This window comes from Aquaspirillum sp. LM1 (genome assembly GCF_002002905.1).
In the GTDB taxonomy this organism is placed as follows: domain Bacteria; phylum Pseudomonadota; class Gammaproteobacteria; order Burkholderiales; family Aquaspirillaceae; genus Rivihabitans.
Genome location: NZ_CP019509.1, coordinates 3,764,741 through 3,785,447, shown reverse-complemented (window position 1 = coordinate 3,785,447; position 20,707 = coordinate 3,764,741). Strand labels below are relative to the sequence as shown.

Below are 20,707 nucleotides of genomic sequence, written 5' to 3'. Positions count from 1 at the left end.
ATGAACCGACCATTGGCACAGAGATCCAGGGTCAGCGCGCTCGCCTGCGTGCGGGTATTTCAACGAGACGGCGACTCGACCGCTGTCGGTTGAATCTCACCCGGCTTGTCGTTCCTGCGCAGGCGGGAACCCAGACCACGCCACCGCGTGCGCCGTGGGTGTGGAGCAGGCGGACAGTCGTGAACACACATCCCCGATGCACGCTGTGGATGCTCCTGGATTCCCGCCTGCGCGGGAATGACGGGGTGGGGTGCGGTGGGTGGTTCGCTGTTGCCATGTAAAGGTAAAGCTTTGTTTTAACAGAAACTAAACCGGATGCCTCATCGGGGGCCAGCCCTCTTCGGGCAATGAGTTTCACCCACTTGTCGTTTCCGCGCAGGCGGGAACCCAGACCACGCCACTGCGTGCGCCGTGGGTGTGGGGCGGAGCGGTGGTGAGCGCGCACACCCGATGCACGCTGTGGATGCTCCTGGATTCCCGCCTGCGCGGGAATGACGCGGTAGGGCGTGGAAGACAGTTCACTGTGGCAAAATCAGGTTTTGTTTTAACAAAAATTAAGCCGGGACACCCGGCAGAAACTGGCTTGTATGAACCCTTGTGTTTCAACGTGACTGGCGACTGGCGCGCCCAATCCGGCGGGCCAAACCAGCCAAGCTTCACGTCGATGCACCCTCCACCGGCCACGGTGGCACACGGCCAGTAAACGGGCTGGACAAGATAATCGCCGTTTTGGTCCCGCCCAGCTCGGTGAGGCGCTCAATCAGCGCCTGCAAATGCGCCATTGAACTCACCGCCGCCTTGAGCACCATGCAGGCGTCGCCGGTCACCCGGTGGCAGTCGATCAACTCGGGAAACCCCGCCAGCGTGGCCTGTGCATGCGGATAGTCGGCCCGGTACAAAGTCAGCTCAATCAGGCATTGAATCGGGTAACCCAGCTGCGCCGGGTCGAGCACTGCCTGATAGCCGCGAATCACCCCGTTGCGCTCCAGCTTGGCCATCCGCTCGGCCACCGCAGGGGCCGACAGATTGACCCGCCGCGCCAGCTCCGCACCAGACAAGCGGGCGTTGTGCTGCAGCGCCTCAAGAATCAGCCGGTCAAATCGGTCCAGTTCTGCCATTTTTATAATCCAAGGGATAATTACATAAAAATCATATTTTATAAGTTTTTTATGGCAAATAACCATGGTTTTGCTGTGCATTTTGCCGGTTTGGCCTTATACAATCAAAGGCTGTCCGATGACCTGCCAGGAGCCCGACTGATGTCCGCCCCCACCCCTGTTGCCTCACGCTGGCACCTGCTGGCGGCCTTTGCTGCCTTGTACCTGATCTGGGGGTCCACCTATCTGGCCATCCGTATTGGTGTGGCCAGCTGGCCGCCGCTGCTGATGGCCGCCGCCCGGTTTTTGCTGGCAGGCGGTGCCTTGTACGCCTGGCTGCGCTGGCGTGGCGCGCCCGCCCCCAGCGCCCGCCAGTGGCGGCATGCGGCGCTGATTGGCACGCTCTTGCTGTCGATGGGCAATGGCGGCGTCACCCTGGCCGAACAATGGGTGGCGTCGGGCGTGGCCGCGCTGGCGGTGGCCACGGTGCCGCTGTTTACCCTGGCGTTTGCCCAGCTGGGCGGCCAGCGCGGTTCGGCGCGGGAATGGTGGGGCATCGCCCTGGGCCTGGGCGGCATCGTGCTGCTGAATTTGGGGGCCAATCTGCAGGCCAGCCCACTGGGAGCGGCGCTGTTGTTGCTGGCGTCGGCCAGCTGGGCATTGGGCTCGGTGTGGGGCAAACGTCTGGACCTGCCTGCCGGTGCCATGGCCCCGGCGGCAGAAATGCTGGCCGGCGGCACAGTGCTGGCGCTGGGCAGCCTGCTCAGCGGTGAGCGCCTGCAGCACTGGCCTACGCAGGAAGGCTGGTTGGCGCTGCTGTATCTGGTGGTGTTTGGCTCGCTGGTGGCGTTTTCCGCCTATCTGTACCTGCTGAAAACCGTGCGCCCGGCGGTGGCCACCAGCTACGCCTACGTCAATCCGGTGGTGGCGGTGGGGCTGGGCGTGGCGTTTGCCGGGGAACAGATTGGCACAGCAGAAATGGCGGCCATGGCGGTGATCATTGCCGCCGTGGTATGGATCAGCCTGCCGCAGTGGCGGGCGCGCTAAGCGCCGCTAACAAAACCCCCTGGCGTCGTTGTGCGGCCTTGCCGTACTGCTTGTACTGTCTGCGGCCGCACGCCTAGCCAGGGCCGCTGCGCTGAGTTTTGTTAGCGGCTCTAAGAGCGTGTTCAAAGCGCCGCCCACACCGGATGGCCCGCCTGAATCGCGGTATCGCTCATCCCGCCGGCTTCGCCCTTCGTGTGGTCAGCCGGCGGCGAATCAACTGCAAATTCCGCCCGTACACCGCCAGCCCAGACGCCTGGCCCAGGGCAAACACCACGTCCTGGCGGTAAATCGCATAGGCAGTCAGAATCAACCCGCCAGACAGCGAGAGATACCAGAACGCCACCGGCACCACACTGCGCCCGCGTTTTTCGCTGGCCCACCACTGCCAGATAAAACGCCCGGCAAACAATAATTGGCCCAACAGGCCAATCGCCAGCCACACACGGTCAATCAGGGTATCCGGTAACATGTGATCCTGTGCCAGCAAGGAAACAGCCCCCAGTCTGCCCGTGTGGTTTGACCGGGACATGACAGCTTTTGCCCCCTGGCCAACAATTAGCTGGCGACTTGTCATGTTTCCGTAACAGCAAGTTTCTATCCTTGCCATAATTTCTTCAAACGGAACATCGCCATGCCCGCCAATATTCTGCTGGTCGAAGACGAGCCGGCCATTCAGGAACTGATTGCCTTCAACCTGACCCAGGCCGGCCATCACGTGCTGCGCGCCGCCTCGGCGGAAAACGCCATGACGCTGGTGAAAAACGCCCTGCCCGACCTGATTTTGCTGGACTGGATGCTGCCGGGAGCCTCCGGGGTGGAGTTTGCCAAAAAGCTGCGCGCCGACGAGCGCACCCGTGGCGTGCCGATCATCATGCTCACCGCCCGTTCTGACGAGCAGGACAAGATTACCGGGCTGGAAACCGGCGCAGACGACTACATCACCAAGCCGTTTTCCCCGCGTGAACTGCAGGCCCGCATCAAGGCGGTGCTGCGCCGGCGCGCGCCGCAAATGACCGACGACGCTGTGGACACCAACGGCCTGCGGCTTGACCCGGTGACCCACCGGGTGCACGGCCATGGCGAGCCGATTGACCTGGGGCCGACCGAATTCCGCCTGCTGCACTTTTTCATGACCCATCCGGAGCGGGTACACTCGCGGGCCCAGCTGCTGGATCAGGTGTGGGGTGACCATGTGTTTGTGGAAGAACGCACGGTGGATGTGCATATCCGCCGTCTGCGCAGCGCGCTGGAGCCTTCCCGCCATGACAGCCTGATTCAGACCGTGCGCGGCACCGGCTACCGGTTTTCTGCCCAACCCTGACCCTGCGGGCCGTCTGCGCCGTTTTTCCACCCCCTGTCTGTAAGGATGCGCATGCGCCCTTTTCTGCAACGTTGTGCATTTTGGCTGCTTGGCCTCACCCTGGCTTCCCTGCTGGTGGGCGGCCTGCTGGGCAGCGCGTATGGTCTGGCGCTGGCAGTCGGGGGGCTGCTGGCCTGGCTGGGCTTTCAGCTTTACTACCTGAACAAACTGCTGCGCTGGCTGGAAAGCCCCGCGCCTGACCGGGTGCCGGAAGGCATGGGCAGCTGGCAGGACGTGTTTTCCTCGCTCTACCGGCAAAGCCGCCAGCAAAGCCTGTCGCAAAAAAAGCTGACCAATGCACTGGAGCGCTTCATCAACGCAGGTGAAGCCATGCCCGACGCCGTGGTGGTGCTCGACGAGCACGACCGCATCGAGTGGCTCAACCCGATGGCGGTGGAGCACTTTCAGCTCGACCGCAAGCGCGACGTGGGCAATATGGTGGCCAATCTGGTGCGCCAGCCGGGGTTTCACGACTACCTCACCGCGCAGAACTACAGCCAGCCACTGCTGCTGCGCCTGAGCCAGCCGGTGGAACAGGTGCTGTCGGTGCAGCTGGTGCCGTTTGACTCCACCCGCAAGCTGCTGATTTCTCGCGATATCACCCAGCTGGATCGGGTGCAGACCGTCCACCGCGATTTTGTGGCCAACGTGTCGCACGAACTGCGCACCCCGCTGACAGTGATTGGCGGCTTTCTGGAAACCCTGGCCGACATGCCCGAGCCCACCCCGGACGTCACCCGCCAGTTTCTGCCGATGATGATGGAACAGGCCAAGCGCATGCAAAGCCTGGTGGAAGACCTGCTCACCCTGTCGCGGCTGGAAAACGGCAGCAAAACCACCACCCTGGAAAAAGTGGACATGGCCGCGCTGCTCAACACCCTGCGCGTGGAAGCCGAAGGCCTGTCGCAGGGCCGCCACCAGATCGTACTGGATGCCTGCGACAGCGCCAGCCTGTGGGGCAACGCCAGCGAACTGCACAGCGCGTTTGGCAACCTGGTGTCCAACGCCGTGCGCTACACCCCGGAAGACGGCGTCATCCGCCTGGCCTGGCGCATGGAGCGTGGACGCGGCGTGTTCAGCGTCAGCGACACCGGCATCGGCATTGCCCCGCAACACATCCCCCGGCTGACCGAACGCTTTTACCGCATCGACCGTGGCCGCTCACGCGGCACCGGCGGCACCGGCCTGGGCCTGGCCATCGTCAAACATGTGCTCGCCCGCCACCACGCCCGGCTGGAAGTGCGCAGCGAGCTGGAGCGCGGCAGCACGTTTTCAGTGTGGTTCAACGCCGACCATCTGGCACCGGGCGCGTAAGGCTTGAACTACCGCCTGTATGACCGCTACCGCCAGCCGGTGGCCAGTTTGGCGGTGTTAGCCGACACCACCGCCAATTGGCGGCCAAACCGGTTTGGATTTGCGGTTTTGGGCTGCGAACACGAACTGCGCTTTCCGGCGGTGAAGCTGCTGGACTACGCAGCCGATCAAGACCAGCTCTATCACAACCCCAACCCATTCGCCCTGGTCACCCTGGCCCATTTACTCACCCAAGCCACCCGGCAAGACATGCACGCCCGCTTCGCCGCCAAGTGGAAGCTGGTGCAGTTGTTATACCAGCGCGGCTGGGACAAACAGCGGGTGATTGATCTGTTCAGCGTGATGGACTGGATGATGCGCTTGCCAGAGCACCTGAAACGGTCGCTGTGGCACAATATCGAAGTGCTTGAGGAGCAAGAAAAAATGCGTTACGTGACTTCTGTGGAGCAGATCGGGATTGAGAAGGGGATGCAGCAAGGAATGTTGCAGGGCTTGATGCAGGGCCGTCTGGAAGGCGAGCAAAGCGGCGAGGCAAAAGCACTGCGCCGTCTGCTGGAAAAACGCTTCGGTCCGCTGTCGGAAGACGTGCCCACTCGCCTGCAAGCCGCCAGCATTGATGAGTTGGAGTTATGGCTGGATCGGGCGCTGGATGCGGACAACCTGGCCGGGGTGTTTAGCCAGTAATGCTGTTGTGCGCGGGCGGTGGTTCAGCCGCCCGATTGCGTATTTCTCCGAATAGCTTATGCCCGTATCCTGTCCTATGCTGAGCGCGTCACCACTGCCCGAAAGCCCCGCATGGACACCCCCGACGACTACGACAGCCCGTGGAAAGACGCCGTTGAGCATTACTTTCCCGAGTTCATCACCTTTTACTTTCACCACGCCAGCCAGCAAATAAACTGGGCGCGTGGTCATGAATTTCTCGATCAGGAACTGCGCGCCGTGGTGCAGGATGCTGAACTGGGCAAGCGCTTTGTCGATAAACTGGCCAAGGTGGCCCTGCAAGACGGCAGCGAGCGCTGGGTGTATGTGCACCTGGAAGTGCAAGGCAGCGCCCAGGCAGAATTTGCCGAGCGGATGTTTGTCTATCACTACCGGCTGTTTGATCGTTACCGGCAGCCGATTGCCAGCCTGGCCTTGTTAGCCGACACCACCGCCAACTGGCGACCCAGCCAGTTTAGCTATCAGGCGCTGGGCTGTTCGATTGTGCTGAATTTCCCCACGGCCAAGCTGCTGGATTACGGGCAAGATCAGGACGCGCTGTACAGCAACCCCAACCCCTTTGCCCTGGTCACCCTGGCCCACCTGCTGACCCAGGCCACCCGGCAAGACATGCACGCCCGCTTTGCCGCCAAGTGGAAGCTGGTGCAGTTGTTATACCAGCGTGGCTGGGACAAACAGCGGGTGATTGATCTGTTCAGCGTGATGGACTGGATGATGCGGCTGCCAGAGCAGTTGAAACGGTCGCTGTGGCACAATATCGAAGTGCTTGAGGAGCAAGAAAAAATGCGTTACGTGACTTCTGTGGAGCAGATTGGGATTGAGAAGGGCTTGCTGCAGGGCCGTCTGGAGGGCGAGCAAAGCGGCATCGCCAAGGGCGAAGCCTACGCCCTGCGCCGCCTACTGCAAAAACGCTTCGGTCCGCTGTCGGAAGACGTGCTCGCCCGCCTGCAAGCCGCCAGCATTGATGAGTTGGAGTTATGGCTGGATCGGGCGCTGGATGCGGACAGTCTGGCCGGGGTGTTTGCCCAGTAAACCACGTCAGGCGCACCAGCCAGCGGATGGCGCGCCGTCCCCTGTCCTCAACCAGCCAGCGGCACCCGCCAGCAACGGCGCATCTGCACCATGCCCGCATACAAGCGCTGCGCTGCGCTGCGGGTTTCCGGGTTGATCGTCAGCAAATGATCCTCCCCATCCAGCAGGGCAATCACCGCGTGATACAAAGGCGCATAGCGCTCGTCATACTTATCGGCCAGCATCTGCACACGCATCTCGGCGCCATGCCCCTGCTCCACCAGCCAGACCAACAGGCGCTGCAACTCGTTTTGATAAGAACCGAATAACTCAGGGTCTTCGCTGGCCAAGGCCTGCTGCACCGCTGACCACACCGAAGCCGGGCCGGCGGATGCCTGCGCCAGCGCATGCAACAAACGCTGCCCAGCGGTAGATAGCCATACCGAGTTCAGCGCTTTTTCCAGATAAGGCTGTGCCACCCGAGGCTGCTGCAAACGCAAACTGAGCAAATACGCCAGATTGGTGTTCAGGAAACCATTATCAGGCTCCAGCGCCAAACCAGCCAGATACGCCTCTTGGGCGGCATCTAGCCAACCGAGACGATCCTGCCGGAGATTGCCCAGACGATTCCAGAGATCACTGAGCGCTGAATCCAATTCAATCGCCCGCCGATATGCGGCCTCAGCTTCTTCGTAGCGCACCAAATGATATTGCAGCAGATTGCCCAGGCCATTCCACGGATAGGCATACTTGGCATCTAACTCAATGGCTTGCCGGTAGGCCGCCTCCGCTTCGTCGTAGCGCGCCAAATGCTCTTGCAGCAGATTGCCCAGGTTAGTCCATGGACGGGCATTCTTAGCATCTAACTCAATCGCCTGCCGGTAAGCCGCCTCCGCCTCGTCGTAGCGCTCCAAATGCTCTTGCAGCAGGTTACCTAAGCCATTCCACGAATAAGCAAACTTGGCATCCAGCGCAATGGCTTGCCGATAGGACGCTTCTGCTTCCTCGTAGCGCGCCATGTGAATTTGCAGCAGGTCACCCAAGCAAGCCCACAGAACAACATTCTTGGCATCCAGTACAATTGCCTGCCGATACGCCGCCTCCGCCTCGTCGGGGCGCGCCAAATGATATTGCAGCAGGTAACCCAAGCAAGCCCACGGAAAGACATCCTCAGCATCCAGCACAATCGCCTGCTGGTAGGCTACCTCTGCCTCGTCGTAGCGCGCAAAATAAGCTTGCAGCAAATTGCCCAGATTAGCCCACGGAGTGGCATCCTTGGCATCTAACGCAATCGCTTGCCGGTAGGCCACCTCTGCCTCGTCGTAGCGCCCCAAATGATTTTTCAGCAGATTGCCCAAGCCATTCCACGGATAGGCATCCTTGGCATCTAACTCAATGGCTTGCCGGTAGGCTGCCTCTGCCTCGTCGTAGCGCGCCAAATGATCTTGCAGCAGATTGCCCAGGTTAGTCCACGGAGTGGCGTCCTTGGCATCTAACTCAATGGCTTGCCGGTAGGCTGCCTCTGCCTCGTCATGGCGCGCCAAATGATCTTGCAGCAGATGGCCCAGACCATTCCACGGAGCGGCATCCTTGGCATCTAACGCAATGGCTTGCTGGTAGGTCGCCTCTGCCTCATCGTAACGCGCCAAACGATAGTGCAGCAGATTGCCCAGGTTAGCCCATGGAGTGGCGTCCTTGGCATCTAATGCAATGGCTTGCCGGTAGGCCGCCTCCGCCTCGTCGTAGCGCGCCAAATGATCTTGCAGCAGATCGCCCAGGCCAGCCCACGGAGTGGCATCCTTGGCATTTAACTCAATCGCTTGTCGGTAGGCCGCCTCTGCCTCGTCGTAGCGCGCCAAACGATAGTGCAACAAATTGCCTAGGCCATTCCACGGAGTAGCATACTTGGCATCTAACTCAATCGCCTGTCGGTAGGCTGCCTCTGCCTCGTCGTAGCGCGCCAAACGATAGTGCAGCAGATTGCCCAGGTTATTCCACGGATAGGCATACTTGGCATCTAACTCAATCGCCTGCCGGTAGGCCGTCTCTGCCTCGTCGTAGCGCGCCAAACGATGTTGCAGCAGATTGCCCAGACCATTCCACGGATTGGCGTACTTGGCATCTAACTTAATGGCCTGCCGGTAGGCCGTCTCTGCCTCATCGTAGCGCGCCAAACGACGTTGCAGCAGATGGCCCAGGCCATTCCACGGATAGGCATCCTTAGCATCTAACTCAATGGCTTGCCGGTAGGCCATCTCTGCCTCGTCGTAGCGCGCCAAGCGATATTGCAGCAGATTGCCCAGACCATTCCACGGATTGGCATACTTGGCATCTAACTTAATAGCCTGCAGGTAGGCCGCCTCTGCCTCGTCGTAGCGCGCCAAGCGATATTGCAGCAGATTGCCCAGACCATTCCACGGATTGGCATACTTGGCATCTAACTTAATCGCCTGCAGGTAGGCCGCCTCTGCCTCCTCGTAGTGCGCCAAACGATATTGCAGCAGATGGCCCAGGCCATTCCACGGAGTGGCATCCTTGGCATCTAACTCAATGGCTTGCCGGTAGGCCGCTTCCGCCTCCTCGTAGCGCCCTAGATGCTTGTGCAGCAACCGGCCCAGGTGAAACCACAGCGAAGCATCGTCTGGGGTGTGCGCTAAGGCCTGACGCAGCACCACTTCGGCTTGTGTATAACGCTCTTGCTCTATCAGCGTCGCCACCGACTCCGGCCATGGGGGGATGCGCGAGGATGAGCTGGCGGCCTGGTCTTGCTCAGCCAGAATGCGCCGCACTTTGTGGTATTCCTGCGCCAGGCTGGCGTCATCGTCCAACTGCGCTTCCACGGCGTTCAGCAGGCGTTGGCGCATCTCACTGGCCGGCAGGTTATGCGCCAGCGCCAGCGCGGTGGCAGGTTCAACGCGGGGGCGTTGCAGCAGGCGCTCACCCAGTTGCTGGCATTCGTCCGGGGTGTACAGGCTTTGCAAAAAGGCGGTGAGAAAGCGGATGCGCCGCTCCAGGCGGCGTGAGCCGTGACGCATCAGATACCAGATATTGTAAAAGCGCTCGCTGACTTGGTAGGCGTTGCGGCCTTTGCCGCTGTGGGATAGTTTGACGGCTTCGATATAGCCTTGTTTGTCCAGCCGCGACAGCTGGCTGTTGACGACGGTGACCTCCAGGCCGGTGACGCTGGCCAGCTGGGCGGCGGTGATCGGGTCCCAGTGCAGGGCGACGGCGTCGAATACGGCGCGCGCCTGCATGGGCAACTCTTCGGTGCGCGCCTGATACCAGCCGGTGAATTGATCCAGCATGGCGCTGAGGTTGTCCAGCACGTCTTCGTTCATATGCGCTTCCAGCACGCTGTACAGCACGCTGAGGGTGCGCGGGTTGCCGCCGGCCAGGGTGTTGAGCGTGGCGATTTTGCCGGGCTGGCGCTGAAGCTGATTAAGCACCGCCACGCCTTTGTCGCCGCGCTGGCGGGCGATGTGGCTTAAGCATTGCATCACTTCGGCGTCGCTCAACCGCTCCAGCGGGTGGAGGCGGAAAAAATCATAAAACGCCGCGTCGTGGTCGCGCAGGGCATCTGGGTAGCGCGCGGCGGCGGCCAGCAGCACAGGGCCGTTTGCCGCTTGCAGGCTGGCGCGCCAGGCCCATTGGTGTTCGGTGCTCAGCCCGGCCAGCAGGGCGTCCAGATTGTCGATCAGCAGCAGCGGGCGGCGGCCATGGCGGCGGCAGTAGTCCATTAAATAGGCTTCTGCCGGGCGGCCGTCTTGTGCTTCGCGCTTGAGCTGGCTGCGCGGGGCGTGCTGGTCGATCACGTCGTCCAGCGCGTCCAGCATGGCGTCGTCGGCGCCTTCGCTGTCCAGGGCTTCTTGCAGTGATTGCAGGCAGTTCTGCCAGAGCACGTCCAGACTGATGACGTTGTGCTGTTCCTCGCGAAAGCTCAGCGGCAGCCAGTGCGCGCGCAGGCTGTCGTCCTGGCGGATGGCGATGGCGATGCGCCGCAGCAGCGAGGTTTTGCCATAGCCGCGCGGGGCGACAATCAAATGGTGCTGTGCCGACACCGGACGGCCCGCCAGGCGACGCAATTGGCGCAGAAAAAATTCCAGGGTGTTTTGCCGTGCGCAAAATGCGGCCAGAAAGTCGGCTTCTTTTTGTGCGCGCGGGTTAAAAAAGGTCAGGTCCATGGCGGTTTACGCGGCGGTGGGTTGATAGCGTGCCCACCAGCGCCGCAGCAGAGGGTTGCGAAACATCAAGGTGGGCGAGTCGGCATTGTCCCAGTCGACGCTGACAAAGCCTTCGCCATCCAGGCGCAACAACAGCGCGCGCAATGATGGCTCGCTGACGGTGGCGTCGGCCAGCCCGGCCAGCAGGGTGTTCAGGGTGTGCGGGCCGGGGCGAAGCGCCAGTTCGGCCAGCAGGGCAAAGACCTGGCCGCGTTGCGGGTCGGGATAATGTTTGCGCAGGTGTTCTTCCCAGGTGGAAAACGTATTGCTATTGGCGTCACCCAGCAGCTTAGCGGCGGCGTTTTCTACTTGTTGCGCCGCCTGTGCGGCATCCTCACAGGGCGCGCCGCGCAAGCACCCGGCCAGCTCCAGCAGATAGAACGCCGACAGCCAGCCGGTTTGCTCAATCAGCGCCTGCGCTTCGGCGTCGGTGATGCGCTGACGGTGGATCAACTGGCCATCCGTTGCACTGTCTTGCAGTAAGTCCTTGGCTTGCCCGGCCATCAACGGTGCCAGACGGTACAAGGTGTATTTGGCCAGCGCGCCCTGATACTGACCAAAACGCGCCAGAGGGTCAATGCCAATCGAGCCAGTGATCAGCCAGCGCACATGGCGCGCCTTGTCGCGCATGCGGCTGAGGGTGTTCATGAACTCGCGCGCCTGAGCCACGCCATCCGGGCCTTTGTGGTGCAGAGCGCTGAGAAAAATCGGCAGCTCATCCAGCAAAATGGCCAAGGGCTGCGGTTCGTCGGCCAGGCTGACCAACAGGCGCTCCAGATGGCCCTCACTGTCATGGGTCAGCAGGTGCTGAGGCAGGCTGCTGCCGGCGGGCTTGCTGCTGCTGAACACCTGATGCGCGTGCTGCGCCAGCCAGACTTTGATCTTGTGCATGGCGGGCAGGCTAGCCCCGATGGCTTCACTGAGCCGCGCATAACAGCTTGCAGCATCGCTGACGCCGGCCAGCTCTATCTTGATGGTGCGCCAGCCGTGCTCGGGGCCAGCGTCCACCAGACGATCCAGCAAAAACGATTTGCCCAGCCGGCGCGGGCCGGGCATGTGCAGGTCTTGGCCAGCGGAAAAATGACGATAAATTTCAGTGGCTTCGGTGTTGCGGCCATAGGATTTTTGGCGGTAGAACATGAAAAAATCTCCGTGAGGCAGTGTTTAAGCGCCGCTAAGCGGGGAATGGCAGCGCCAACAGAAGCTCACGGCCTGTGTTCAGGGTGGGCTAGGGTGGCATAGGGAATTTAAACGAATTCGTTTTAAAACACAATCGTTTTAAAACGAATTCGTTTAAATTCCGCACATGCGCCACCACCCCGTGACGTGACAGCCAAATGAATTCTGCGCCATGTGGCGCATTTCCTGCTTCCCCTGCGCCGTGCTGCTGGCATAATGGGGTTTTGCCGCTGCGCGGCATGTGCTCCGCCCTCTTCGCACCGCCAGAAAGATCCGTATGAATCGATTGCAAGCCATCCGTCCGTTCGGCCAGCGCATCTGGCTGGACAACCTCTCCCGCGACCTGCTGCACAGCGGTGAATTGTCCCGCTGGATCAACGAGGACGGGATTGCCGGGGTGACCTCCAACCCGGCGATTTTCCACAAGGCCATCCGCGACGATGCCCGCTACGCCACCGCGCTGCTGGCGCTGAAAGCACTGCCCGACCTCGACGCCGAGCAGCGTTACGAGCAGTTGGTGATTCCCGATATTCAGGCCGCCTGCGATTTGCTGCTGGACCAATACCGTGCCAGCGGCGGCGATGACGGCTATGTCAGCCTGGAGGTGTCGCCCGAGCTGGCTCACGACGAGGCTGGCACGCTGAACGCCGCCCGCCGTTTGTGGCAGGAAATTGACCGGCCCAACGCCATGATCAAGGTGCCGGCCACCGCAGCGGGTGTGGCTGCGCTTGCCACGCTGATTCACGAAGGAATCAACGTCAATATCACCCTGCTGTTTTCGCTGGCGCAGGTGGAGGCCACCTGGGCGGCCCATGAAGCCGGTCTGCGCGCCCGGCTGGCCGACGGTCTGCCGGTGGGGCAGGTGCGTTCGGTGGCCAGTTTTTTCCTGTCTCGGATTGATAGCCTGCTGGATGGGCAATTGCCCGAGGCCCTGCGCGGCAAAACCGCCGTGGCGCTGGCGCGCGATGTGTACGCCCGCTGGCAGGCGCGGCTGGACAGCCCGGCCTGGGCCGAGCTGAGTCAGGCTGGCGCGCAGCCGCAATGGCTGCTGTGGGCCAGCACCGGCACCAAAAACCCGGCTTACTCTGATGTGCTGTATGTGGAAAGCCTGATCGGCCCGCGCACGGTGAACACCGTGCCGGACGCCACCCTGCTGGCGTTTCGCGACCATGGCGTGGCGGCGGATACCTTGAGTGATCCGGCAGACAGTCAGGCTGTGCTGGCCGGGGTGGCGGCGGCTGGCGTGGATGTGTCGGCCATTGGCGAGCAACTGCAGCGCGACGGGCTGAAGCTGTTTGACGAGGCGTTTGCTGCCTTGCTGGCACTGACCGCCTGAGGCCTGCACCTTGCTGGGATAATCTGCCCCGCCCGCCTTCTGGCGCGCGGGGCAGATTGTTTGTCAGCTCAGCCGGGTAGGGGCTCAGTCGCGGCGGCGTGCGCTCATGGTGTCGCCAATCTGTTCCAGCTCATCGGCGCTGAGCAGTTGATGCGCCAGCGGCAGCAGCTGGTTTTCTTCGTGGTCGATGTGCGCGCGGTAGCGCTGGACAAAGGCCTGACTCAGATGCACATCCAGCGCCTGCGCTTCACCGGCATTCACCGCCTGCAGCTGTTCACGCAGACGGCTCCACATGCCTTCCAGGGTGATGTGTTCAATGGCAATTTCGGTCAGCAGCGGCTGGCTGTCCGGTGCGCGTTGCGCCAGTAGCGGAAACAGGTCGCGCTCTTCGTCGGCGTGGTGCAGCGGGCCAGCCACGTCAAAGTAGCGCAACACCCCTTCCAGCGTGGTCACCACGGTGGGGGTGATGCCGTGCGTGTCCAGGTAGCCCGGCAGCTTTTCCAGCTGGGCGCAGAAGCGCAGCACCTTTTGATGACAGGTGGTGAGCATGTCCAGCGGGGCGTCAAAGCTGGCGGCAGCCGGGCTGGCCAGCGGTTCGGATGGCAACATGAAAAACTCCAAGAGATCAAAACGGTTTGCCAAGCCGGTAAAGCCGGCTGGGCAAACAGTTCTGTCGCGGATATTGTGCAACAAGCTGGCGATGCTGACGCAAAAGATTCATGCGGCAGGCACCTTGTCGGGTGAGAAACAGCCAGCGCGCGCCACGGAGAACGCGCCTTATGTGGCGGCGATGCCTCCTTGTCACACAGGGGATGGGCGGTGGCTACCGGATGCAAGCCGTTGCGCTATCATGCGGGCTTCTTCCACACCGGCCCGCCCGCCATGTTCGCCCCTCTGACTCTGGATGCCGCCGGCTGGGTTCACCCGGCCCGACATGTGCCCTCGCCCAATCACGATGCCCAGCCGGAACCTCCCTGCCTGCTGGTGGTACACCATATCAGCCTGCCCCCTGGCCAGTTTGGCGGCGATGATATCGAGCGGCTGTTCACCAATACGCTGGACCCTAACGCCCATCCGGACTACCACTGGATTGCCGCATTGCGGGTATCGGCGCATTTTCTGATTCGCCGGGATGGCGAGCTGGTGCAGTTTGTCAGCACCGCGCAGCGCGCCTGGCACGCCGGGGCGTCGTGCTGGCGTGGCCGTCCGGTGTGCAATGACTTTGCCCTGGGCGTGGAACTGGAAGGCACTGGCGAACTGACCTATACCGACGCCCAGTACACCCGGCTGGGCCAGCTGGTCACGCTGCTGGCCAGCCAGCTGCCGCTGGTGGAAATGACCGGCCACGAGCAGATTGCCCCTGGCCGCAAAACCGATCCCGGCCCGTCGTTTGACTGGGTGCGGGCGGCAGCAGTGTGCGGGCTACCGGTGTGGCCGGGCGAGGCCTGAGCGCGCTTAGCGTGTGTTCAACGTCTGCGAGACTCGGGTGATCCTGCGTTGAAATGCCCCCAAAATGCGCATTGACCGCGTGTCAACTGCGCCTTTTTGGTTCATTTCGCCTTGGCTGACCCGTCGTTCGCTAGGCTTTGAACACGTTCTTACAGCTCCACCTGCGTGCCCATTTCTACCACCCGGTTGGCCGGAATCTGGAAGAAATCGGTGGCGCGCAGGGCATTCTTCGACTGCAGTACAAACAGCTTTTCCCGCCAGCGCGCCATGCCGGGGCGGTCGGTGGAAATCAGCGTCTCACGCGACAGGAAGAACGAGGTGTCCATGGATTCGAACTCCAGCCCCCTGGCCGCGCACAGTTCGAGAATTTCCGGCACATTGGGCATTTCCTTGAAGCCGTAACGCGCCACCACCTGCCAGAAGCTGGCCGACAGCTGGGTCACCGTCACCCGGTTTTCTGGCTTGATGTATGGCTCGTCCACGTTTTGCACGGTCAGCAGCACGATGCGTTCGTGCAGCACCTTGTTGTGCTTGAGGTTGTGCAGCAGCGCATGCGGCACCCCCAGCGTGGCGCTGTTCAGAAACACTGCCGTGCCCTGCACCCGGGTGGGCGGATAGGTTTCCAGGTTGTCGATGAACGAATCCAGCGGCAAGGCCTGTTCCTGCAGGCGCTGCAACAGCAGCTCGCGGCCACGCCGCCAGGTGCTCATGATGATGAACATCATGCAGCCAATCACCAGCGGCAGCCAGCCACCAGAGAACAGCTTGAGCACGTTGGCAATAAAGAACGGCACGTCAATGACCAGCAATACGGTCAGCAGCGACAGCGCGGCGGCCAGCGGCCAGCCCCACTGGCGGCGGGCCACGGTGCAGGCCAGAATCGAGGTGATGATCATGGTGCCAGTCACGGCAATGCCGTAGGCAGCAGCCAGCGCGCTGGAGGTCTGGAATACCAGCACCACCACAATCACCGACGCCAGCAGCATCCAGTTCACTGCCGGAATATAGATCTGGCCGATTTCATGGTCGGAGGTGTGCTGAATGGTCAGCCGCGACAGCAGCCCTTGCTGCACCGCCTGACGGGTGAGCGAAAACACGCCGGAAATCACCGCCTGCGAGGCAATCACCGTGGCCGCCGTGGCCAGAATCACCAGCGGCATGGTGGCCCAGTCCGGTGCCAGGTGGAAAAACGGGTTTTCCACTGCTTCCGGGTTGCTCAGCAGGTGTGCGCCCTGGCCAAAGTAGTTGAGCAGCAAGGCCGGCAATACCAGGCTGAACCAGGCGTAGCGGATTGGCTTGCGGCCAAAGTGGCCCATGTCGGCGTACAGCGCCTCGGCCCCGGTCAGCGCCAGCACCACCGACCCCAGCGCCAGCAGGCTGGCCCAGCCGTGATCTAGCAGGAAGTTCAGCCCGTACATCGGGTTGATGGCCTGCAGCACCGCCGGCTGACTGAGAATGCCGTGCACCCCCAACGCCCCCAGGGTGAGGAACCACAATCCCATGATCGGGCCAAAAAATGCGCCCACCTTGGCGGTGCCGCTTTTCTGGATCAGGAACAGCGCAATCAGCACGCCCAGCGCCAGCGGCAGGATATAGGCCTCCAGTTCAGGGGCCACCACTTCCAGCCCTTCCACCGCAGACAGCACGGAAATGGCCGGGGTGATCACCACTTCACCAAAAAACAGCCCGGCCCCCAGCAAGCCCAGCACCAGCACCAATACACTGGGCAGTCCGTTCAGCCGGCGTCCGGCCAGCGCCGCCAGGGTGAGAATGCCGCCTTCGCCCTTGTTGTCGGCACGCAGCACAAACGAGATGTACTTGAGGGTGACCACAAAGATGATCGACCAGAAAATAAGCGACAGAATGCCGTTTACATTGGCCACCGTGGGGGTCAGGTGGGTGTGGGCGCTGAAACATTCTTTCAGCGTATACAGCGGGCTGGTGCCGATGTCGCCGTAAACAATCCCTAAGGCAGCAAGGGTTAGCGCAGGCAGCGCCGGTTTGTGGCCGGAAGCAGAGGACATATGAGAAGCCGGAGAGGTGCCAAACCCGAATGGTAGTAACTTTACGGTGTTGCGCCAACTCTTACCGTCAAGGTGGCGACAGGAATGCACCGGAATGGTTCTTCTGTGCGCTATTGCGTTGCACAATCGCGACACCTGTCAGCTGCTGCCCTGCCTGTCGCCACCCGGATGCAGGGCGGGTACGCAAGCCCTGCCATTTGTGCAATAAACCCCGCCCTCGTTACAATGGCAGACTGACATCGCTCCCTCGCCCGCCAACTTCCAGGAACTCCACTCATGCGCGCCTCGCAATTTTTTCTGTCCACCCTCAAGGAAGCGCCTTCCGAAGCCGAACTGCCCAGCCACAAGCTGATGCTGCGTGCCGGCCTGATCAAGCGTCTGGCCAGCGGCCTGTACAGCTGGATGCCGCTGGGTTACCGGGTGCTGAAAAAAGTTGAACGCATCGTGCGCGAAGAAATGGACCGCGCGGGTGCCATCGAATTGCTGATGCCGGCAGTGCAGCCGGCTGAACTGTGGCAGGAATCTGGTCGCTGGGAGTTTTACGGCAAGGAGTTGCTGCGCCTGAAAGACCGCCATGAGCGCGAGTTCTGTGTCGGCCCCACCCACGAAGAAGTCATCACCGACATCGTGCGCAAGGAAGTGCGCAGCTACAAGCAGCTGCCGCTGAATTTCTATCAGGTGCAAACCAAGTTCCGCGACGAAGTGCGCCCGCGCTTTGGCGTGATGCGCGCGCGTGAATTCATCATGAAGGACGCGTATTCTTTCCACACCGATTTCGACAGCCTGAAAACCACTTACCAGGGCATGTACGACGCCTACTGCCAGGTGTTCACCCGTCTGGGCCTGAGTTTCCGCCCGGTGGCGGCGGATACGGGCTCGATTGGCGGCACCGGCAGCCATGAATTCCAGGTGCTGGCCGACAGCGGCGAAGACGTGATTGCCTACTGCCCGACCTCACCCTACGCCGCCAATATCGAACTGGCCGAAGCTGTGGCCCCGAGCACGCCGCGCCCGGCCCCCACTGCGACGCTGACGGCAGTGAGCACGCCCAAGGTGAAAACCATCGCCGAACTGGTGGAATTCCTCAACGTCGACATCCGCCAGACCATCAAGGCGGTGGTGGTGGAGGGCGATGACAAGCAGCCGGTGCTGCTGTTGCTGCGCGGTGACCATCAGCTTAACGAAATCAAGGCAGAAAAACTGGCCGGCATCAACTCGCCGCTGACGTTTGCCAGCCCGGCCGCCATCGAGGACGCCTTTGGTGCCAAGCCGGGTTCGCTCGGCCCGGTGGGCTTCCGTGGCCGGGTGGTGGCCGACCGCACTGTGGCGCTGATGGCCGACATGATTGCCGGTGCCAACCAGGATGACACCCACCACACTGGGGTGAACTGGGGCCGCGATTGCCCGGAACCGGAAGTGGCTGACCTGCGCAATGTGGTGGACGGCGACCCGAGCCCGGATGGCCAGGGCGTGCTGGCGCTGTGTCGCGGCATTGAAGTGGGCCATGTGTTCCAGCTGCGCACCAAGTATTCCGAAGCGATGGGTGCCACCTACCTGGACCGCGACGGCAAGCAGCAAGTGATGGAAATGGGTTGCTACGGCATTGGCGTGTCGCGCATTGTGGGTGCCGCCATCGAGCAGAACTTTGACGAGCGTGGCATTATTTTCACCGACGCCATGGCCCCGTTCACCGTCAGCATCGTGCCGATGGGCTACCGCCGCAGCGAAGCGGTGCAGGCCGCTGCCGATGCGCTATACGCCGAGCTGAAGGCCGCTGGCGTGGATGTGCTGCTGGACGACCGCGACGAACGCCCCGGCGTGCTGCTGGCCGACTGCGAGCTGATTGGCATTCCGCACCGGGTGGTGATTGGCGACCGTGGCCTGAAGGAAGGCATGGTGGAATACCAGGCCCGCCGTGATGCCGCCGCCACCAGTGTGGCGCTGACCGACATTGCCGCCTGGGTGCAGGCGCGTCTGAGTGCCTGAGATGCGCAGGTGCGGGCTACTGGCGCTGCTGTGCCTGACGCTGGCCGGCCCGGTGTGGGCTGGTGCCCAGCGTGAGGAAGACCTGGCCGCCAATGTGGCCTCGACCCTGCGCCGGGCACTGGTAGACCCCAACCCGCCCCGGCTGGTGTTCGACCAGCCACAGGAAGCCCAGGCCTGGCTGGATGCCATGTCCGCCCGGCTGGCCAGCAAGGTGCCAGATGAATTCATGCGCCGCCGCCTGCTCACCGCCGTGCACTACGAAGCCACCCGCGCCGGGCTCGACCCACAGATGGTGCTGGGCCTGATTCAGGTGGAAAGCGGTTTCAACAAGTACGCTATTTCGCCGGCTGGCGCGCGTGGGCTGATGCAGGTGATGCCGTTCTGGGTGCGCCAGATTGGCGTGGCCGAACACAGCCTGTTCGACCTCACCACCAATCTGCGCTACGGCTGCACCATCCTGCGCCACTACCTCGACCGCGAACGCGGCGACCTGTTTCGCGCGCTGGGCCGCTACAACGGCAGCCTGGGCAAAGCCGACTACCCCGATCTGGTACTGGGGGCCTGGCGGCGGCACTGGGCCTACCAGGACGACCCACTGCGCCGCGCCCAACTGAGCGGCAGCCCCGCTCCACGCTGTGACAGCGCCCATCCCGCGCGCGCCAGCTGCTGAAGGCGTGCGCCAAGCAAGGAAACTTTATCCATGAGCCAGCAAGACTTCGACCGTGGCCTGGCCACCCGCACCCAAGTGATGGGCCAGGCGTTTGTCGATCGCGCCTTCTCCGAGCTAGACGGGTTTTCCCGCCCGCTGCAGGAGTACATTACCGAGCACGCCTGGGGCGCTACCTGGCAGCGCGGCGGCATCGATCTGAAAACCCGCAGCCTGGTGACGGTGGGCATGCTGGCGGCGCTGGGACGCAGCACCGAGCTGAAAGGCCATGTGCGCGGTGCCATCAACAATGGTGCCTCGCTGGTGGAATTGCGCGAAGTGCTGTTGCACAGTGCGGTGTACGCCGGCGCGCCAGCGGCGGTGGAAGGCTTTCGCGCCGCGCGGGAAGTGCTGAACGAACTGGGCTTAAGCCTGCCGGATCAGGCCGACTGAGCTGACCTGGCCGGATTCAGCGCGCCAGCCCGGCGTGCCGCGCCAGTTCGCCAATCCGCCGCACGCACACATCCACATAGCCTGGCACCGCCGCCGCCTGCGGTGCCAGCCACACCGTGCGCATGCCCAGGGCCTTGGCCGTGGCCAGGTTGGCCAGGCTGTCTTCCACCAGAATGCAGCGCGACGCCGGGCGACCCAGCTGCGCCAGCAAACGCAGATACCCCCGCCGTTCCGGCTTGGGGTGAAAGCCTACCCGATCGACGCCAAACACCTGCTGCAGATGCGGCAGCAGGCGCAAATGCCGGCACACGGCCTGCACATAGTCGGTCGGTCCATTGGAAAACACCACCTTGCGCCCCGGCAAGCGGGCAATCAGCGCGGGAAGGCCGGCATCATGGTGCACATGCGCCAGCAATTCCGGCAGTGGGTGGGTATGGTGCAGAAAATGCCGGGGGTCCACCGCGTGATGGCGCACCAGACCGGTCAGCGTGGCACCGTAGCGCTGCCAGTAATCTACCCGCAGCTGCTGCGCCTCGTCGGGCGTCAGTGCCAGATGCTGGACGATGTAATCCGTCATTTGCTGGTTGATGCGTGGAAAAATGCCGATGCCGGCATGATGCAGGGTGTTGTCGAGGTCAAACAGCCACAGGCGGGCAGAACGGGGCATGACAGGGTTTCATTGAAGGCGGCCAGGGCGGGCAAGCTTAGCATGACCGCCGCGCGCCGGGTGCGTCGCCCCAGCGGGGTGACGCACCTTGAGGCCACTTAGGGACGCGCTGATTTATTCAGAAAAATCGTTTGTGCCACAAGCAAAACCCAGAAAAATCAACGTCCTGGATTCCCGCCTTCGCGGGAATGACGA

The 20,707-nt window shown here is 62.3% G+C and carries 17 protein-coding genes; 10 read left to right on the top strand and 7 right to left on the bottom strand.

The window, feature by feature from the left end; genetic code table 11:
• Nucleotides 1–656: 656 nt before the first annotated feature.
• Nucleotides 657–1,118 carry an Lrp/AsnC family transcriptional regulator gene (locus tag BXU06_RS16335; protein WP_253189486.1) on the bottom strand — a complete coding sequence of 154 codons (462 nt, stop codon included), beginning with the start codon at nt 1,116–1,118 and terminating at the stop codon, nt 657–659.
• A gap of 141 nt (nt 1,119–1,259) precedes the next feature.
• Between BXU06_RS16335 and yedA the strand changes: the two genes are divergently transcribed.
• Entirely contained in the window at nt 1,260–2,144 is an 885-nt protein-coding gene (gene yedA / locus BXU06_RS16330) for a drug/metabolite exporter YedA (protein WP_077302991.1), read from the top strand.
• Between the two features lie 169 nt (nt 2,145–2,313).
• Here yedA and BXU06_RS16325 read toward each other — a convergent pair whose 3' ends face one another.
• Nucleotides 2,314–2,613, bottom strand: a complete 300-nt coding sequence (locus BXU06_RS16325; protein WP_077302078.1) for a lipid-A-disaccharide synthase N-terminal domain-containing protein — start codon at nt 2,611–2,613, stop codon at nt 2,314–2,316.
• Between the two features lie 162 nt (nt 2,614–2,775).
• Here BXU06_RS16325 and phoB point away from each other — a divergent pair, with 162 nt between their 5' ends.
• The 4 genes from phoB (at nt 2,776) to BXU06_RS16305 (ending at nt 6,573) form a co-directional block, all read left to right on the top strand.
• Nucleotides 2,776–3,465, top strand: a complete 690-nt coding sequence (gene phoB, locus BXU06_RS16320; protein WP_077302075.1) for a phosphate regulon transcriptional regulator PhoB — start codon at nt 2,776–2,778, stop codon at nt 3,463–3,465.
• A 51-nt stretch (nt 3,466–3,516) separates the two neighbouring features.
• Entirely contained in the window at nt 3,517–4,818 is a 1,302-nt protein-coding gene (gene phoR, locus BXU06_RS16315; protein WP_077302072.1) for a phosphate regulon sensor histidine kinase PhoR, read from the top strand.
• Nucleotides 4,819–4,821: 3 nt separating this feature from the next.
• Nucleotides 4,822–5,502 carry a DUF4351 domain-containing protein gene (locus BXU06_RS16310; protein WP_077302069.1) on the top strand — a complete coding sequence of 227 codons (681 nt, stop codon included), beginning with the start codon at nt 4,822–4,824 and terminating at the stop codon, nt 5,500–5,502.
• A 111-nt stretch (nt 5,503–5,613) separates the two neighbouring features.
• Nucleotides 5,614–6,573 (top strand): cytosolic protein, encoded by a 960-nt coding sequence (locus BXU06_RS16305; RefSeq protein ID WP_077302066.1) that lies wholly within the window; start codon nt 5,614–5,616, stop codon nt 6,571–6,573.
• A 47-nt stretch (nt 6,574–6,620) separates the two neighbouring features.
• On the opposite strand, the gene BXU06_RS17940 is transcribed toward BXU06_RS16305, so the two are convergent.
• Together BXU06_RS17940 and BXU06_RS16295 are read right to left on the bottom strand one after the other, a co-directional pair.
• Nucleotides 6,621–10,733, bottom strand: a complete 4,113-nt coding sequence (locus BXU06_RS17940; protein WP_077302063.1) for a tetratricopeptide repeat protein — start codon at nt 10,731–10,733, stop codon at nt 6,621–6,623.
• 6 nt (nt 10,734–10,739) lie between these two features.
• Nucleotides 10,740–11,912, bottom strand: coding sequence for a hypothetical protein (locus BXU06_RS16295; protein WP_077302060.1), 1,173 nt, complete (start codon nt 11,910–11,912; stop codon nt 10,740–10,742).
• A gap of 316 nt (nt 11,913–12,228) precedes the next feature.
• Between BXU06_RS16295 and tal the strand changes: the two genes are divergently transcribed.
• Nucleotides 12,229–13,287, top strand: a complete 1,059-nt coding sequence (gene tal / locus BXU06_RS16290) for a transaldolase (protein ID WP_077302057.1) — start codon at nt 12,229–12,231, stop codon at nt 13,285–13,287.
• An 84-nt stretch (nt 13,288–13,371) separates the two neighbouring features.
• Here tal and BXU06_RS16285 read toward each other — a convergent pair whose 3' ends face one another.
• The gene (locus BXU06_RS16285) at nt 13,372–13,896 is read right to left on the bottom strand and encodes a hemerythrin domain-containing protein (protein ID WP_077302054.1); all 525 of its coding nucleotides are present in this window, start codon (nt 13,894–13,896) and stop codon (nt 13,372–13,374) included.
• A gap of 273 nt (nt 13,897–14,169) precedes the next feature.
• Here BXU06_RS16285 and ampD point away from each other — a divergent pair, with 273 nt between their 5' ends.
• A complete protein-coding gene (gene ampD, locus BXU06_RS16280; RefSeq protein WP_077302989.1) occupies nt 14,170–14,736 on the top strand; it encodes a 1,6-anhydro-N-acetylmuramyl-L-alanine amidase AmpD in 567 nt (188 codons plus the stop codon).
• 149 nt (nt 14,737–14,885) lie between these two features.
• On the opposite strand, the gene kup is transcribed toward ampD, so the two are convergent.
• On the bottom strand, nt 14,886–16,760 hold the full coding sequence (gene kup, locus BXU06_RS16275) for a low affinity potassium transporter Kup (protein WP_077302051.1): 1,875 nt from the start codon (nt 16,758–16,760) through the stop codon (nt 14,886–14,888).
• A gap of 276 nt (nt 16,761–17,036) precedes the next feature.
• Between kup and BXU06_RS16270 the strand changes: the two genes are divergently transcribed.
• Genes BXU06_RS16270 through BXU06_RS16260 form a run of 3 tightly spaced genes read left to right on the top strand, consistent with a single transcriptional unit; the run spans nt 17,037 to nt 19,845 of the window.
• Nucleotides 17,037–18,746: a proline--tRNA ligase gene (locus tag BXU06_RS16270; protein ID WP_077302048.1), complete on the top strand. Its 1,710-nt coding sequence runs from the start codon at nt 17,037–17,039 to the stop codon at nt 18,744–18,746.
• A gap of 1 nt (nt 18,747) precedes the next feature.
• Complete coding sequence (locus BXU06_RS16265) at nt 18,748–19,416, top strand: lytic transglycosylase domain-containing protein (protein ID WP_077302045.1); 669 nt, start codon at nt 18,748–18,750, stop codon at nt 19,414–19,416.
• A gap of 30 nt (nt 19,417–19,446) precedes the next feature.
• Nucleotides 19,447–19,845, top strand: a complete 399-nt coding sequence (locus BXU06_RS16260; RefSeq protein WP_077302042.1) for a carboxymuconolactone decarboxylase family protein — start codon at nt 19,447–19,449, stop codon at nt 19,843–19,845.
• Nucleotides 19,846–19,861: 16 nt separating this feature from the next.
• On the opposite strand, the gene BXU06_RS16255 is transcribed toward BXU06_RS16260, so the two are convergent.
• Nucleotides 19,862–20,512 (bottom strand): pyrimidine 5'-nucleotidase, encoded by a 651-nt coding sequence (locus BXU06_RS16255; protein ID WP_077302040.1) that lies wholly within the window; start codon nt 20,510–20,512, stop codon nt 19,862–19,864.
• Nucleotides 20,513–20,707: the final 195 nt, after the last annotated feature.